This window comes from Limnobacter sp. (assembly GCF_046297615.1).
In the GTDB taxonomy this organism is placed as follows: Bacteria; Pseudomonadota; Gammaproteobacteria; order Burkholderiales; family Burkholderiaceae_B; genus Limnobacter.
Genome location: NZ_JBKBHM010000003.1, coordinates 59,041 through 74,580, shown reverse-complemented (window position 1 = coordinate 74,580; position 15,540 = coordinate 59,041). Strand labels below are relative to the sequence as shown.

Genomic DNA, 15,540 nt, shown 5'->3' with positions numbered 1-15,540 from the left:
CCGTGGGCGCTTTAGGCCATGCGTATGCTGGCCACAGTGAGGTTGCCCACGCGGTTCAGGCCCAACGTCCAGTGATGGCGGCCGGCAATGCGTTCGGCCACGGCCAGCCCGATGCCTTCGCCCGGGTATTCGTCGTTGCCGTGCATGCGGTGAAACAGTTGAAATTTCTGGGCCTCAAAAGCCACATCAAACCCCACGCCGTTGTCGGTGATTTCCAGTTCTGTGGGGCTGACCAAGCGCACGCGTATGGTTGGGTTCTCGACTTTGGCCGAGAACTTGATGGCGTTGTCCAGCAGTTCCTTGAGCAGACGGATCACCAGTTCCTTGTCGAAACGGAACAGGCCCTGGGCTTCGAGATGAATCAACGGTGCCGAGTCCGGGCAATGCAGGTTGATCGTCTGGTTCAAGGTTTCAGCCAAGTCATGGGTTTGCAGATTCATCGGGCAAACACTCATGCGCAGGTAATCGAGCAGGCCATCAATCAGGACACCCATGCGCTGCCCGTTGCGGCGGATTTCCGACAGGGATTGCGTGGCGGCCTGCGGCACTTCGGGGCCCAAGTCGTCGGCCAGGAAAAATGAGTAGGCGTCAATCGCCCTCAAGGGCGCCCGGAAATCGTGGGCAATGGTGCCGGACAGCCAGTTGATCTGGTTCAGCAGGGCCTGGTTTTCGCGCAGTTGTTCCAGGGTTTGCCGGTCCAGTTCGGCGGTCAGTTGTTGGTGCAAGGCCTGCAACTGGTCCAGGCTTTGTTGCTTGTCGCGCAGGCGGCGTGACCAGCGTTGTTCATGCTCGGCCAGCAGGTTGGTCAAGCGCGTGTCTTGGTCCCGAAGTTGCCCACGCAGTTGACTGACCATGGCTTCGGTGGTGTTCAGTTTGGATTCCAGTTGCGCATGGTCAGCCTGCAGGCGAAGGAAGTCCTCTTCGGGGCGCAATTGCACGCCGAACAGCGATTTCAACGCTTGCAAGACCCAGTTCAGCATCCGCTGACCCTTAGCGTCCACTAACACCAGTGATTTGGCTGCCTGAGCCGGTTTTGGCTTCCTTGGTCCCAATGGCATCGACATAGGCTCGGTAGGCTTTGCCTGCAGATTCTGCGCGATAGGGTTCCACTTCGCCTCGGTTGATGCCTTGGGCTTGCTCAGTCAGCCATTGCCGTGTGGCCTGGCCGGTCAGGTCGTCGGGCTGGCCTTCCAGCCGGTGCGGAAAGGTTTTGTTATCAGCAGGGGCTGCGTCTTGTGCCCAAGCCGTCCCAACACAGGCGGTGAGGGCAAGAGCCAAGAGTGGCGTTCGGATCATCATGGGTTGACTCCTTTGGATTCCAGGCGTTTTCGGATCACATTGGCCTGGGCGGTGACCTTTTTTCGGGTGCTGTCAGTCCATTTCAACTGGTCGGCAATACTTTGCGCCAACCCGGTGTCGCCATACACCAAACCCCACAGTGCGAGGTTGGCGGTGGCCGTTGGATTTTCACCATTGGCCAGTTGGGTGGCTTTCATCAGGTTGTTGTAGGCCTCGTCTTTTCGGCCAGTCAGCAGGTACACCAAGCCGAGGTCGGTGTACGCGTTGATATTCAGCGGGTCGGACTGTGCGGCTTTCTCGAACCGCTGGGCAGCCGTACCCAGTTCATCTTTGTCCACGGAAACTTTGCCCAAGCCGTACCACAGCGCCCCGGTTTGCTGGCCCGGTGTAGCACCGTTCAGCAGTGTGCGATAGGCCAGTTCGGCTTTGTCCAGTTGTCCGGTTTTCCGGTAAGCGCCCGCGCGGATCAGTCGGCTTTGGCGGTTGGCACCCCACCTCTGGTCGTAGGCATCAAGGTGCGCCAAGGCCGCATAAGCGTTGTTCTGGCTCATCATGTCCTGCACCAGTTTAAGGTGCAGGTTGCGTTCACGTTCGGCGTCCTTTTTGGGGTCGATGGGGGCGCTGTCGGCGGTTTTGGCCGCTTGGTCGGCGCGGATCATGGCGTCTTGTGCGGCGGTGGCGTATGCAGTGTTGGGTGTTGCATCAGGCTCATTGCCGAATACACCCACATTGCCACCACCTTGGTTACTGGCGCAGCCCGCCAGTGCGGTGGCCAGCAACATCGCCCAAAGCGATGGTCGTTCAGCGCTGCGTGTGAGGTACCCGTGGTTCATCATCCCCCCATCCGTTCAAAGGCATTCATGATGGAAATGATACCGGGCCCACCCGCCACAATCAGCAGTGCAGGCAGCATAGTAATGACCATCACTCCAGTGAGCTTGACAGTGAGCTTGCCCATCACCTCTTTGGCACCTGCTCTTTCCTTTTCAACCAGTCGTTCTGAAAACTGCTTCAGCGGTTCTTGAACCGCACCTCCAAACTTTTCAATTTGGGTGATCACTTGCACGAAGGAGCGGAATTCGTCGCTGGTGTAGACCAGACTGATTTTTTTCAGCACCGCATTCCAAGGCACACCCGACTGCACCTGCACCTGGGCCTTGTGCAACAGGCGCCCTGTGATGGGCACCAAGTCTTTCAGTTGGGTGGCCATGATTTCGATGGACTGGTCCACACTCAAGCCCACGCCCTGCAGCAAACGCATCACATCGACGACTGCCACCAGTTCTCGTTCAAAGGCCTGCTCACGGGCCTCGGCGACACTCTTGAGTATCCATTTGGGCAGCATGAAGCCGATGCCCAGGAAAGCAATCAGACGAACCATACCTTCTGGGCCCAGGTCGGTGCCTGCGCCGTGATACAGCCCTAAAGTGAGGCCCAACAAGGCCAAGCTGACTCGAATCAACACAAAACGGTTCAAGTCTTCATCAGTACCTAACCCCGCTTTGCCCAGCAGTTTTCGGTCCTCTTTGTCCACGAAGGATTCGAAGGCTTTGGTTTTGGCAAAGGCCATGCCCAGGCGGTCGATTCGGTTACTCAGGGCCACCGTGGACACTTGGTTGCGGGACCCGGTCGTCATTTGAATACGCCGCCGGTCTTCAAGGAACTCATCGATGCGTTTTAAGGCTTCGTCTTTTTTGCTGCTGTCACGGAGCAGTGACCAGGCAATCGCCATCAAACCCAGGCCCATCAACACGATGGCCCACAGCAGGTAAGGGTTGGCATATAGGGCAGACAACATGCTGGGCTCCTACAGGCTTTTGACCATGCGGTAAATGATGATAGCCCCCGTGGTTTGCAGTACCCCAGCACCGATCAAGAGTAAACGGCCTGTGCCGTCCTGCCACATGGTGGACAGGTAAGCAGGGTTCAGGGCGAGGATAATGCCAGCCAGTGCCGGCACCAAGGCACACATGAACATGGCTGAGGTGCGGGCCTCGGAGGACATGGCCATCAATTCCTTGTGGTGTTGTTCCCGGTCGCGAAGGTATTGGGCAAGCCGGCTCAAGAGAATGTCGCTTTTGCCACCGTAGTTCAGCGCAAGCGTCACCACCGAGGCGATCAGCTTGAATTCCGACAGTCCGTAAACGCGGGCAAGGCGGTGCATGGACTGGTCCAGTTCCAGCCCGGCGTACTGCATTTGTACGGCCATGCCCAGGGCCTCACGCAAGGGCTGTTCCGCATTTTCAAGTGCGGTGTTGAAGGACACGGTGAGGCTGTAGCCCACGGCACTGACACGCACCACACCATCGAGAAAGGCGGGCAATTGACTGAGCATCAGTTGCTTGCGTTTGCGTTGTTTGGCCAGCACCCAGCCAGTGAATAGAAGAATCAGCAAAATCAGAACGCCGACCGCGCTGCCCGAGCCACGAATTCCAAATGTCAGGAAGGTGGGCACCAAAAAGAACGCGCTCAGTTTGAAAGCCAGGGGTTTGTCCAGCCGCAGGCCGGCAGAAATCAGGTTATCTGACAGCCAACGGGGCACGTACTTTTTCTTCAGGGGGTCGTTTTGCAGTTGCAGCGGGTCCAGCGAATGACTCAACGCCCTGTCCAGCCGGGACTGCGCGATTTCGCGTGATTGTTGGTCCTGCCCTTTGCTCAGCAGCAGCAGGGCAACCGACAGAAACACCAAAGCAATGGCAATGAGGCCGAAGGTCATGTCAGGCGCACGTGAGCAATTTTCGGGTTCTTGGGAAACGGCACCACGGGCACCCAGTTGTCCAATTCCTGACCTTCTGGGCCGAGGCGGCTTTCGTGGCGGTACAAATCCTGAAGCAGGATGTTGTCGTCCACAATGCCGGCCACTTCAGTGATGCTGTAGATGCGGCGCTTGCCCGAGGGCAGGCGAACAATTTGCACAATCAGGTCCAGCGCGGAAGCGATTTGCCGACGCAAGCTCATTTCATTGCCTGTGAACCCCGCAAAGCCTGACAACATTTCCAGGCGGTGCAGGCAGTCGCGGGGGGTTGAGGCGTGAATGGTGCCCATGGACCCGTCGTGGCCTGTGCTCATGGCCTGCAGCATGTCCAGCACCTCGGCGCCCCGAACTTCACCCACTACCACGCGGTCGGGTCGCATCCGCAGGCTGTTCTTGACCAAGTCCCGAATGGATATGGCACCAGCGCCTTCATGGCCACCGGGCCGGCTTTCGAGTCGAACCACGTGGTGGTGATTCAATTGCAGTTCTGCAGTGTCTTCAATGGTGATGATGCGCTCGCCCGGTGGAATAAATTCGGCCAGCACGTTCAACATGGAGGTTTTTCCAGTGGACGTGGCGCCACTAACCACCAGGTTGCAGCGTTTGCGCACCGCTTCGCGCATCAATTCATACACACGGACATCGAAAGTGCCCAGTCCCATGAGGTCTTCGGCCCGCAGTGGTGTGCTACGGAACTTTCGGATTGAGACCACGACGCCGTCTCGCGCCAGCGGCGCAATGATGACATTGATTCGGCTGCCATCGGGTAGACGGGCATCCACCATCGGGCTTGATTCATCCAGACGACGGCCCAGTGGTGCCAGAATTCGGCGCACAATGCGCAGCAGATGGGTGTTGTCCGTGAAGCGGGCTTGCACCCGTTCCATGCGCCCCAGCTTGGAGACGTACACGTCCTTGTAGCCGTTGATCATGATGTCTTCAACGGTGGGGTCGGCGAGTAGGTCTTCCAGCGGACCAAAACCGGCGATTTCCTTGAACAGTGAATCCGCCACGTACGCGACTTCAGTGTCGTTCAGCGGAATCTGTTTGCCGTAGATGAGTGTTTGTACTTCGCCCCGAATGAATTTCTCCAACTCGGCCGAGCTCATGCCCGCGAAGGTGGCACCTTTCTTTTCAATGAGGCCGAGCACATGCTCATGTGCCATTTCCTTGACGTCATGAATGACCCGGCTGTCCACTTCAGACAGCTTGGGCGCAGCGAACTGCAAATCGGCCGGGTTGATGACCGCAGGCCCGGATGTGCTGGCCGTGCTGACGGTAGCGGGTTGATTGTGGCCGTCTTGCCCAAATTCGATTTCGCTCATGATTTGAACCACTTCTTCAAGGTGGCCCCCAAGTCGATACCGTCACTGGCATTTTGCTTGGTGCCATGGGTTCGGTGGATGATGCTGGCCACTGCTTTGGCGTAGGGGTCACGCGGGTCTGCGCTGGACAGCACTTGCCCGGCATTGACCGCATTGATCAATGCTGCACGGCGGTCCGGCAGGGTATGAACCCGCTCTACATTCAGCTTTTTGGCAATCGAGTCGGCGTCCAAGGCCACGTCCTTTTGATAGGGTGTTACCACCAAATCAAAGGTGCGTGAGGCCACGCCTTTGTCGTTCAATGCTTTGATGAGCTCAGCCGCCGTCACGATGCCGGGCACGGATTGGGGCGTGAGCATCAGGGTGGCATCGGCACTGCGAAGCAGGCTGGATACAAATTCCAGGTTGGAGAATCCACACAAATCAATCACGATGTTCTCGAAGAATGATTTGATCAGGTTCAAAAAGCGCAGCGCGTCATTGGCTGAAATGTCGCGCAGTTCAGCCAGGTTTCTGGGCAGGGTCAACATGGCCACACCGGTCACCGGGTTCTTGCGGAACGCGGTTTTGGCCAAAGTGGCGTCGAAGCGTTTGAGGTTGCGCACGCATTCAACAAAGTCCATGGCACCTTGCTTGTCTTCACAGGGCAAATGCACCATGCCGTCGCCCAGCGGTAGGCCAAAGTCCAGAAGCAAGGTTTGGTCTTTGCCCAGTTTGGCCAATTGCACCGCCAGGTTTACGGCCAGTGTGGTGGCGCCAACGCCTTGGCGCCCGCCCAGCACCACCAGCGCGTAGCCTTTGCGTTCCTGTTTGATTTGCGGCGCTGTTTCAACAATGCCGGTCAGCGACTTCACCACCTCGCCCGGGCTTGAGTCCAGCCCAAGGAAGTCTTTCACCCCCGAACGCAGGGCGGTGACCACCGCGTCTGTGGAGTCTTTGGAGCCCATCGCCACCACGGGCAAGTCGGGGGCGATGTCTTTGAGTTCGCGCACCACCACGCTGGGGTCCAGGCCCACCTGCGGCGAGAAGTCGACCACAGCCATGGAAGGTGAAACCAAGCCAACACGCTTGGCGATGTCGGAAAAAGTACCGGATTCCCGAACCAGCATGAAGCGGTCACCCACCGCGTCGGACAACCAAAGCCAGTTGGCGTCCGAGGCGCTGATGAACAGAATTCTGGGCAAAGAGCTCATAGGCATGGTGCTGCCTCAGTTGGTGCTGAAGCCGGGCACAGGCTCACTGCCGGAGGGCAGGAACAACTGGCTCCAGACGCTGCGAGGGCGCATGCCCACGTTTTGGCCGGGTAGTGGCAACTTGGGCGCATCGGCAGCACGTGGCTTGACGAAGCGAGGTGTGACAATGATCAGCAGTTCTTTGTCTTCTCGGCTATACGTGTTGCCCTTGAAGAAGGCGCCCAGAATGGGCAACTCAGACAGCCATGGCAAGCGGCTGGCGTTGGCAATGATGTTGCGGCTGATCAGCCCGCCAATCACAAAACTTTGGTTTTCGCCGAGTTCAACAGTGGTGTTGGCGCGACGGGTCAGGATGGCCGGAACCAAAATGCCCTGAATCGAGGTGCCCCGGGAAAAGTCCAAATCACTCACTTCCGGAGACACCGACAGCGCAATGGTTTTGTTTGACAGAATGGTGGGGCGGAATGTCAGGCCGATACCAAAGTTCTTGTACTGAATGCCAATGGTGCCGTTACCGGAAGGCACCGGAATTGGGATTTCACCACCAGCCAGGAACGAGGCTTCTTGCCCGCTTTGTGCGATCAGCGAAGGCTCGGCCAACACCTTGGCATACCCATCAGCCTGAAGAATATTCAGGCTGGCAGTGAGGTCCCCGGCCCGGTTGCTTAAAGACAGGCCGAATGCATTTGCAACGCTGTTGGAAGTCAGGGGGTTGGCGATCTGGTAAATGAATTCGCCGCCGCGGAAGTTGCCACTGAGGTTCAGCCCCAGCCGTTGCAGTTCGCTGCGTGTGAACTCAACCACCTTCACATCCACTTGCACGGTGCCGCTGGTTTGCAGCGTCGCCTGGTCAATCAACTCCGCTGGTGCTTGACCTTGGGTGGCCCTGGTCAGGCTTTCTCGGCCTTGTTGGTAACTGCGCACATCGGGGGTGGAGCCCGACAGGGTCAACACCTGGCCTTGTGTGTCCAGTTTCAAATCCTTGATGGCAGAAATGGTTTCAGCGGCTTTGCCAGTGACTGACACATTGATGACCCGGGCCGCAGTGGCCCCTTTGTCCCAAATCAGCAAAGACGTAGAACCTGTTTTGAGGCCGGTGACCAGCACCCCGGCTGACTTTCGGCCTTTGTCTGTGGGGTTGAGCACTGTCACCGAGGCGATGGCTGGGTCACCAATCGAGACCCGGGCAGGCACAGCGGGCAGGGTCACCACTTTTTGAAAGCCGGTGCTCAGTGTCAACACGAAGGGGGCTTCTGGTCCACGGTCTGTCGTGTTGGGGCTCATTGGTTGAGCCTGCGGTGTGGGTGTTCGTGCTCGCTCAACTGGCTGAATAGCCGAGCTGTTTTTTGCCGGTGTGCTGGCCGAAATGTTGGCCAGGGTAATCGTACGGTTTTGGGCTTGAGCCGATGAGCCCCACTGAACAGGCGCAGCCAGCATAAGGCCAATTGCAGCCGCTACGGTCAGCTTACGAATCTGAATTGTTTTTTTCATCGCGCTTTTTCCCGAGAAATTTCACCCCCACGAATCACCTCGACCGAGGTGCCGCCACCGTCACCTGAGGGCCGTGGCACGCCAGTGGCTGCGCTGGAGCGTTTGTCTTTGTTGTTGTTGGCGTTACCTGGCTCAACGGTGTTGGCCAAAGACATTCCCGCGTAAGCCTTGTCTGTTTCCGAAGGTGGGGCGACCGCTTGACTGGCTAGACCTTTCTCAGCTTTGGGCTTGACCGGCTTGAGTACAGTGTCTGGCATGGGGTACTTGCTGGGGTCTGGCAACTCTTCGTCTTTGGGGTTGCGAATGACAATGAACAACTCGCCCTGACTTTGGGCCAGCGCCAGCGTGTTGACGTCTTGTACAGGCACTTCAACAGTCACCGCGCGCAGTTGTTGTGCACGGCGGTTACCACTCCTGTCGTTGGGGTCTTCAGCGTTGTTGGTTGATTCTGGTGCGTTCACCAGTTGCGAGCCAACCGACAAAACCCGGAGTTTGGGCTGAACGAGGCGAGACACCGTACGCTCGATTTCCTGGTTGTTTACGCGAAACAGCGAGAAGACATCCACAAAGTCACCGGCCTTGATTTTCGAGGTGGCCATGTTGTTGTCATCCAGTCGGAGTGCGAAAGCTCGATAGCCCTCCCGCACTTCGGCCGCTACGGCACCAGACTCAAAATACTGTGCAGTGACTGGCAGGCCCGAACCGATGTTAAACAATGGCTTTTTGCCCACGGCCTCGTTGACGTCTTTGTAACTGCCTGCAGGAGCAATCGCAAATCGTTCAACCTTGAGCATGTCCATCGTGATCACTGTGCCAAACGGAATTTCCTGAGTGCTCACCACCACGGGCACGCGCTCAATCTCCTGCTTGAGGGTTTCGCCGCCTTTCTTGGCACCTTGACCCGACAAAAAGGCCAGCACCAGGAAAATCATTCCTAAACCCAGCAGCAGTAGTGCAAGTATTTTTGTTTTTCCAGACATGTGCGTGTGCCTTTGAGATTCAGGTTAGATGCCTTCACTTGTTTGATAGAGAACTACCGCGCTCGAACTGAGCTGTCGCGGGAACAGCTGACTGGCAAATGGAATACTGGACAGGAATGGGTTTTGCGCCAGCACAAAGGTTCCTTCAAACTGCAGACAGCTCAAAGAGGGATTGTTGCCAGCGCCCAGTGCATTTCCGCAATCGGTGGGGCCGGTTAACTGTCGTGTTCTAAAGCCAAAACCCGCTGGATAGAGTGCGCCGGGCAGGGAGGCTTGAAGCAGCTGCCGTGCAGCAATTTCTGGGGTGGTTGCGCTGCCGACAACGGCGACGGTACGCGCACCTTGGGACACAGCCGAGCTGAGGCTGTGCTGCACCATAAACACCACGCTATAGCCGATGATGGCGAACACCACCGTCAGTAGCACAGGCATGATCAGCGCCATCTCAATCAGTTGGGCGCCTCTTTGTCTATTGGACAAAGCGCGCGCCAGAATTGAAAAGCGCCAAGCCTTTGTTCGGGAAGTCCCGTGCTTGGCGCTTGGCATAAGGCGATGCAGGTTCATGATGTTCACGCTGCAGGCCAGCCCGGAATCAGGGTGTTCCGTCCAAAGCGTTCAGGATACGGTCGAATACACCGTCAATTCCAACGCCCAGTGCGTTGATGGCAACCACGGAGGCCACCACGATCAACGCGGCCAGAACGGCATACTCAATTAGAGATGCGCCGTCTTGCTTGTGTTTAACCTGCAAATTTCGTTTAACAATCTTGCTCATTCGTGAACTCCTGGAAAGGGTTAACCTCGGTGGCATGAGTCCATGTTAGGCGCATGCCCGTCGATCAAAGTGGGGATCAGGACCCCCAAAAGGGTGTTAATTCCCACTTTGCTGGCAAGGGGTGTGGGCGGCACAACCGCTACAGGCCTAGTATGTGTCACCCAAAATAAGTAACCCTTGTCAGTTAGGATAGTAACCTGAAGTCTTTCGATTGTCCGTAAACAACCCTGAAACGCGCCTTGCTGCGCCGTCATTCATGCAGAAAACACCATTTCCAGCGGGTTTGCCCGCCACAATGATGAATTCCCTGCAAACCTTGATCGGTTTGGCGATGGGGGGCGTGCCCGAGCCCAAGGAGACTGGCCCGGCCTTGCGCCCTTACGAGCGTTCGCGTGAAATCACCCAAAAAGCTTGTGCCAAGGCCGCCGCAGTGTCAGGCAGCCTGTCGTTGCCCGTGGGGCCCTTGGGGATGTTGACCGTCTTGCCGGATTTGATGCTGGTGTGGCGTATCCAGGCCCAAATGGTGGTGGACATTGCCGCCGCTTTTGGCCATGACGAGGTCATCACCCAGCAAGACCTGATCACCTGCCTGTTCCAGCACGTGGCCGGCACGGCGCTGAGGGAGTACGAGAAGGCCATTCCGATCGAACAGGTGGACTACTCCGCTCGATCTGTGCTGGATTTGATCGATCAATTCACCCGCAGCGGCAGTCGTGATGTAGCCGTGAGGGTAACCAAACAGATTGGCTCAGCGTTGTTCGAGCGGGTTGCCAAACGTGCGGCTTCGCGCATTGTGCCGTTGGCCGGGGCCGCCATCGTATCGGCCTACGCCGCGCTGGACACCAAGGAAGTCGCCCGCACCGCCGTCGAGCGTTTTTCCGGTGAAAAGCTGCCTGCCCGAAAAAACCGCAAAAACTTTCCGCGCGCGGAAGAAATGTTCAACGTTGACCGCACCAAAGACATCACCATCGACCCGCTGGACCCCCAGTAGGGTTGACGTCCCGAATTGAGGGCCTGAACCCCTTCAATTGACCGCATGGGGGGCTTGTGACCCTCGACCTCCGGTGCAATACTGCCTTTAAGAATCGCTGCACCCCACAAGGACCTGCAGCGCTTGAACCCGAATGGACTCACCCGTCCCCGGAGGTCATTGGCATGAATGCACCGCACCCGCCAGTCCTGGCTCATCTGCACACGGCCCTTGAGGGCGTTTCCCTGAATGACAAATACAGCCTGCCGCAGGGCCGGGTGCTGCTCAACGGCGCTCAGGCACTGGTTCGGCTCATGCTGATGCAGGCCGAGCGGGACCGCCGAATGGGCCTGAACACCGCAGGCTTTGTGTCGGGGTACCGTGGTTCGCCATTGGGCGGGGTTGATCAAGCCTTTTGGGCCGCGCGCCCAGCGCTGGAATCGGCCCGCATTCACTTCCAACCCGGCCTGAATGAAGACCTGGCCGCCACTGCGGTGTGGGGCAGTCAGCAAACCACCCTGTTCAACGATTCCACCGTGGATGGCGTATTCGGCCTGTGGTACGGCAAAGGCCCGGGCCTGGACCGCAGCCTCGACGTGTTTAAACACGCCAACGCAGCGGGCACATCGCCCAAGGGTGGTGTGTTGTTGGTGGCCGGCGACGACCACGCCGCCAAAAGCTCCACCTTGCCGCACCAGTCTGACCACGTGCTCAAGGCAGCCATGGTGCCGGTGCTGTTTCCCAGCTCCATTCAAGACATGCTCGACATGGGCCTGCTGGGCTACGCGATGAGCCGTTATGCCGGTGTCTGGGTAGGCTTCAAGGCCGTGGCTGATGTGGTGGAATGCACCGAAACCGTGGTGATTGACCCCCAGCACCAATCGGTGCTGATGCCCACGGACTACACCCTGCCCGAAGGCGGCTTGAACATCCGCTGGCCCGATTCACCCTTGGAGCAGGAAGCCCGCATCCTCGATCACAAACTGTACGCCGCACTGGCCTTTTGTCGGGCCAACCGCATCAACCACACTGTGATGGACTGCCCCAACGCCCGCTTTGGCATAGTGGCCACGGGCAAAGCCTACCAGGACACCGTGCAGGCCCTGCGCGATTTGGGCCTGACGCCTGAGCGTTGTACCCGCTTGGGCCTGCGCCTCTACAAGGTCGGCATGGTGTGGCCTCTGGATGCCTTGGGCATACGCGAATTCGCCCAAGGCCTGCGGGAAATTCTGGTGGTGGAAGAAAAGCGCCAGTGGGTGGAATACCAGATCAAAGAGGAGTTGTACGCCTGGCGCGAGGATGTACGCCCCAAGGTGTACGGCAAATTTGACGAACGTGTGGCCGAAGATGGGCGGGAAGGCGGTGAGTGGTCCATTCCACAAGGCGACTGGTTGCTGCCCAGCCACTACGAGCTTGACCCAGCCCTGATTGCGAAGGCGATTGCCCGACGCTTGATGAACCTGGGCGTACCGCCTGACATTCAGCAAGACATGCAGGCCCGCTTGGCCGAGATGGATGCCCGCCGCAGCGTGTCCACCCCCAACCACAACACAGTTTCACGCAAGCCTTACTTCTGTTCAGGCTGCCCGCACAACACCTCCACCCAAGTGCCGGAGGGCAGCCGGGCCACTGCAGGCATTGGTTGCCATTACATGGCGGTGTGGATGGACCGGAACACCCACACCGTGACTCAGATGGGCGGGGAAGGTGTGCCCTGGATTGGCCAGGCGCCTTTCAGCACCACCCGCCACGTGTTTGCCAACTTGGGCGACGGCACTTATTTCCATTCCGGCATTTTGGCCATTCGCGCCAGCATTGCAGCCGGGGTCAACATCACCTACAAAATCCTCTTCAACGATGCCGTGGCCATGACAGGAGGGCAGCCGCTGGATGGCACTTTGACGGTGCCCCGTTTAACGCGCCAACTGGCTGCCGAGGGGGTTCGCCGCATTGTGCTGGTCAGCGACCAGCCCGACAAACACCGTGTGCGCAAGGCCGATGACCCTATGGCCCAAGGGGTGGAGATTGTGCACAGACGCCACTTGGACCGGGTGCGACGCGAACTTCGGGAACACCCCGGCACCACCGCCTTGGTGTATGAACAGACTTGCGCTTCGGAAAAACGCCGACGCCGCAAACGTCGCGACCCAAGCACAGGCCTGCCGGCTTACCCCTTGCCCACGCAACGGGTTTACATCAACCCACGGGTCTGCGAGGGCTGTGGGGATTGCTCCAAAGCCTCCAACTGCCTGTCGGTGGAACCATTGCCCACCCCTTGGGGCGTGAAGCGCACCATCAACCAATCCACCTGCAACGCCGACCTCAGTTGTCTCGAAGGTTTGTGCCCAAGCCTGGTCACCGTGCAAGGGCAACCCCGGGTTGCCGCGGGGGGCCTGAACCGGGCAGCTTTTGAGCACAAGCTCGGCCAGTTACCCGAACCGAATTACCGCATTCATCCGGATGCCTTCAACGAACGTTTGCCCATCCTGATGGTGGGCGTGGGGGGCACTGGTGTGGTCACCATTGGGGCCTGGCTGTCGATGGCTGCGCATTTGCACGGGTTCTCCGCGCTGGCGCTCGACATGGCTGGCCTGGCCCAGAAAGGCGGTGCCGTGTATTCCCACTTGCAGTTGGCCCGTCACGACCATCAACTGGCCTCCTCCAAAATTCCTGTGGGCGAAACCCGCGTGATGATCGCTGGCGACCTGATCACCGCCGCCCAACCGCAAACCCTCGAGCTGTTGCATGACCAAGCCTGGGTGGTGGTGAACACCGACACCTCGCCCACGGCCGATTTCATTCATGACCGCAATTGGCAGGCACCGCACGACACCCTGAAGGCTGACTTGGCCCGCGCCCTGCACACCCCGGCCCAATTGCACGCAGTGCAGGCTCAGTCCATTGCGCTGCGGTGCCTGGGCGATGCGGTGTATGCCAACCCCTTGCTGTTGGGCATGATGTTCCAGCTCGGCGCCTTGCCCTTGTATGTACAGGGCTTGCGGCGGGCCATCGAACTCAACGGCGTTCAGGTCCGCAACAACCTGCTGGCCTTCGAGCTGGGCCGATTGCTGGTGCATCAACCGGATGTGCTCTCCAGCCTTGTGCAACCGTCATTGCCTGGCGCAACGGCAGTCAGCCCATTGCCTGAAACGCCCAAAGCCACCTATGCTCGCCTGCGTGCTGAACTGGTGAGCTACCAAAATGAAGCCTTGGCCCGACAATTTGAGCGGCTGACCATGCCACTGCAGGCCCCCATGGAGCGAAGCGCCCAAAGCCGCTTGTGGCAGCGCCTGTGCAACAGCCTGTTTCGGGTGTTGGCCTACAAAGACGAGTTTGAAGTGGCCCGTTTGCACATGGACCGCGAGTGGGAGCGTGCTGTACTGAGTGGCTTTGAGCCCGGTGCCAAACTGGTGCGCCATGTGGCACCTGAGTGGATGGGGGCTTCGAAAAACCCGTCCGGCGGGCCCACGGTGCGGCCAGCGAAGATCAGCTTGGGGCCATGGAGCCGTCCGCTGTGGTGGTTGCTGGCGCGTCTGCTTGGCCTGAGGGGCACGCCATTGAACCCCTTTGCTCATTCACAGGACGCTAAAAATCAGCGCATCTTGCGTCAATTGTTTGAAACCCTCTGTCTTCTGATGCAAAATGACCCTTCCATGTTGCGGCACAGCAAGCAGATCGAAGCCATTCTGAGCCTCTTTGATGACGTGAAAGGTTACGGTCAGGTCCGGCAGTCAGCCTTTGCCCGAGTGATCAACCCGCTTCGCACAGCCGTGGCTGAATTGGAACACCTGGAGCATCATGAACAAGGCCGACACCAAAACACCGAAGAAAAAAGAGGGCAAGCGTTCTGAAAAGGTGCTGCCCGATGCTTTGGTGCCCGAAAGCCAATGGGAGATTCTAGGCCAGGCCTGCATGGTCAACGGCAAACCCGTTCGGCTGCGCCAGTGGCCCACACGCTATGGCGACATGCCCAGCAAAGAAGACATGAGTGAGCGCATCGCCCAACTGTCTGGCCGTCTCGATTCACTGCTGACTTGCCTGTACGCCCAAGGTGAACGAAAGCTGCTTGTCATTCTCCAAGGCCTGGACACTGCGGGCAAAGACGGCGCAGCGCGCGGCATAATGCGTGCTGTTCACCCCATGGCCCTGCGCATGGTGTCATTCAAAGTGCCCTCTGCCGCTGAAAATGCCCACGACTTTTTGTGGCGTGTGCATCCCCACGTGCCGGGCGCTGGCCAGTCGGTCATTTTCAACCGCTCGCATTACGACGCGGTCATCATGCCGACCATACAGGGCGAACTTACCCCTGCCTTGTTGGAGCAGCGTTGTCGGCAAATCAACGACTTCGAACAACTGCTGGTGGAAACCGACACCACCGTGCTGAAAATTTTCCTGAACATTTCCCGCGAAGAGCAACACGCCCGAATGATTGAGCGCTGGGAAAGCCCGGAGAAGCGCTGGAAGCTGACGGCTGCCGACCTGCAGTGCAACGAGAATTACAGCCTTTACGCCAACGCCTATGAACAGGTGCTGGAGCGCACCTGCACTCAGCATGCGCCTTGGTGGATCATCCCCGCGGACCACAAGGGCTTTCGGAACATGCTGACCGCCGAAATCATGGTGGGCACCCTGGAGCGCATGGGTTTGGCTTGGCCAGAACCAGACCCAATTGTTGCAAAAAGTGAATTCTGGAAAAAATCGCCCCAGTAGAAATTTTCTTGTCAACCGGTTATTCCGTTCTGCCGTTTTTGA

At 58.3% G+C, this 15,540-nt stretch carries 14 protein-coding genes; 3 read left to right on the top strand and 11 right to left on the bottom strand.

The window, feature by feature from the left end; genetic code table 11:
- Positions 1–11: 11 nt before the first annotated feature.
- Genes ACK4FF_RS07510 through ACK4FF_RS07460 form a run of 11 tightly spaced genes read right to left on the bottom strand, consistent with a single transcriptional unit; the run spans position 12 to position 9,818 of the window.
- On the bottom strand, positions 12–980 hold the full coding sequence (locus ACK4FF_RS07510) for a sensor histidine kinase (protein ID WP_409706823.1): 969 nt from the start codon (positions 978–980) through the stop codon (positions 12–14).
- 10 nt (positions 981–990) lie between these two features.
- Positions 991–1,299, bottom strand: coding sequence for a hypothetical protein (locus tag ACK4FF_RS07505; RefSeq protein ID WP_409706820.1), 309 nt, complete (start codon positions 1,297–1,299; stop codon positions 991–993).
- On the bottom strand, positions 1,296–2,135 hold the full coding sequence (locus tag ACK4FF_RS07500; protein WP_409706817.1) for a tetratricopeptide repeat protein: 840 nt from the start codon (positions 2,133–2,135) through the stop codon (positions 1,296–1,298). Before ACK4FF_RS07500 ends, ACK4FF_RS07505 begins: the two co-directional genes overlap by 4 nt.
- Positions 2,132–3,097, bottom strand: coding sequence for a type II secretion system F family protein (locus ACK4FF_RS07495; protein ID WP_409706814.1), 966 nt, complete (start codon positions 3,095–3,097; stop codon positions 2,132–2,134). Before ACK4FF_RS07495 ends, ACK4FF_RS07500 begins: the two co-directional genes overlap by 4 nt.
- A 9-nt stretch (positions 3,098–3,106) precedes the next feature.
- Complete coding sequence (locus ACK4FF_RS07490) at positions 3,107–4,015, bottom strand: type II secretion system F family protein (RefSeq protein WP_409706811.1); 909 nt, start codon at positions 4,013–4,015, stop codon at positions 3,107–3,109.
- Positions 4,012–5,379: a CpaF family protein gene (locus ACK4FF_RS07485; protein WP_409706808.1), complete on the bottom strand. Its 1,368-nt coding sequence runs from the start codon at positions 5,377–5,379 to the stop codon at positions 4,012–4,014. The genes ACK4FF_RS07490 and ACK4FF_RS07485 overlap by 4 nt, the downstream gene beginning before the upstream one ends.
- Positions 5,376–6,578, bottom strand: coding sequence for a CpaE family protein (locus ACK4FF_RS07480; protein ID WP_409706805.1), 1,203 nt, complete (start codon positions 6,576–6,578; stop codon positions 5,376–5,378). Before ACK4FF_RS07480 ends, ACK4FF_RS07485 begins: the two co-directional genes overlap by 4 nt.
- Before the next feature lie 9 nt (positions 6,579–6,587).
- Complete coding sequence (locus ACK4FF_RS07475; RefSeq protein ID WP_409706802.1) at positions 6,588–8,063, bottom strand: type II and III secretion system protein family protein; 1,476 nt, start codon at positions 8,061–8,063, stop codon at positions 6,588–6,590.
- On the bottom strand, positions 8,060–9,043 hold the full coding sequence (cpaB, locus tag ACK4FF_RS07470) for a Flp pilus assembly protein CpaB (RefSeq protein WP_409706799.1): 984 nt from the start codon (positions 9,041–9,043) through the stop codon (positions 8,060–8,062). The genes ACK4FF_RS07475 and cpaB overlap by 4 nt, the downstream gene beginning before the upstream one ends.
- A gap of 24 nt (positions 9,044–9,067) precedes the next feature.
- Positions 9,068–9,607 (bottom strand): TadE/TadG family type IV pilus assembly protein, encoded by a 540-nt coding sequence (locus ACK4FF_RS07465; protein WP_409707878.1) that lies wholly within the window; start codon positions 9,605–9,607, stop codon positions 9,068–9,070.
- 28 nt (positions 9,608–9,635) lie between these two features.
- Positions 9,636–9,818 (bottom strand): Flp family type IVb pilin, encoded by a 183-nt coding sequence (locus ACK4FF_RS07460; RefSeq protein WP_409706796.1) that lies wholly within the window; start codon positions 9,816–9,818, stop codon positions 9,636–9,638.
- A gap of 256 nt (positions 9,819–10,074) precedes the next feature.
- Here ACK4FF_RS07460 and ACK4FF_RS07455 point away from each other — a divergent pair, with 256 nt between their 5' ends.
- The 3 genes from ACK4FF_RS07455 (at position 10,075) to ACK4FF_RS07445 (ending at position 15,498) form a co-directional block, all read left to right on the top strand.
- On the top strand, positions 10,075–10,809 hold the full coding sequence (locus tag ACK4FF_RS07455; protein WP_409706793.1) for a hypothetical protein: 735 nt from the start codon (positions 10,075–10,077) through the stop codon (positions 10,807–10,809).
- Between the two features lie 164 nt (positions 10,810–10,973).
- Positions 10,974–14,639 (top strand): indolepyruvate ferredoxin oxidoreductase family protein, encoded by a 3,666-nt coding sequence (locus tag ACK4FF_RS07450; RefSeq protein WP_409706790.1) that lies wholly within the window; start codon positions 10,974–10,976, stop codon positions 14,637–14,639.
- Positions 14,587–15,498 (top strand): PPK2 family polyphosphate kinase, encoded by a 912-nt coding sequence (locus ACK4FF_RS07445; RefSeq protein ID WP_409706788.1) that lies wholly within the window; start codon positions 14,587–14,589, stop codon positions 15,496–15,498. Before ACK4FF_RS07450 ends, ACK4FF_RS07445 begins: the two co-directional genes overlap by 53 nt.
- The last annotated feature ends 42 nt before the right edge of the window (positions 15,499–15,540 follow it).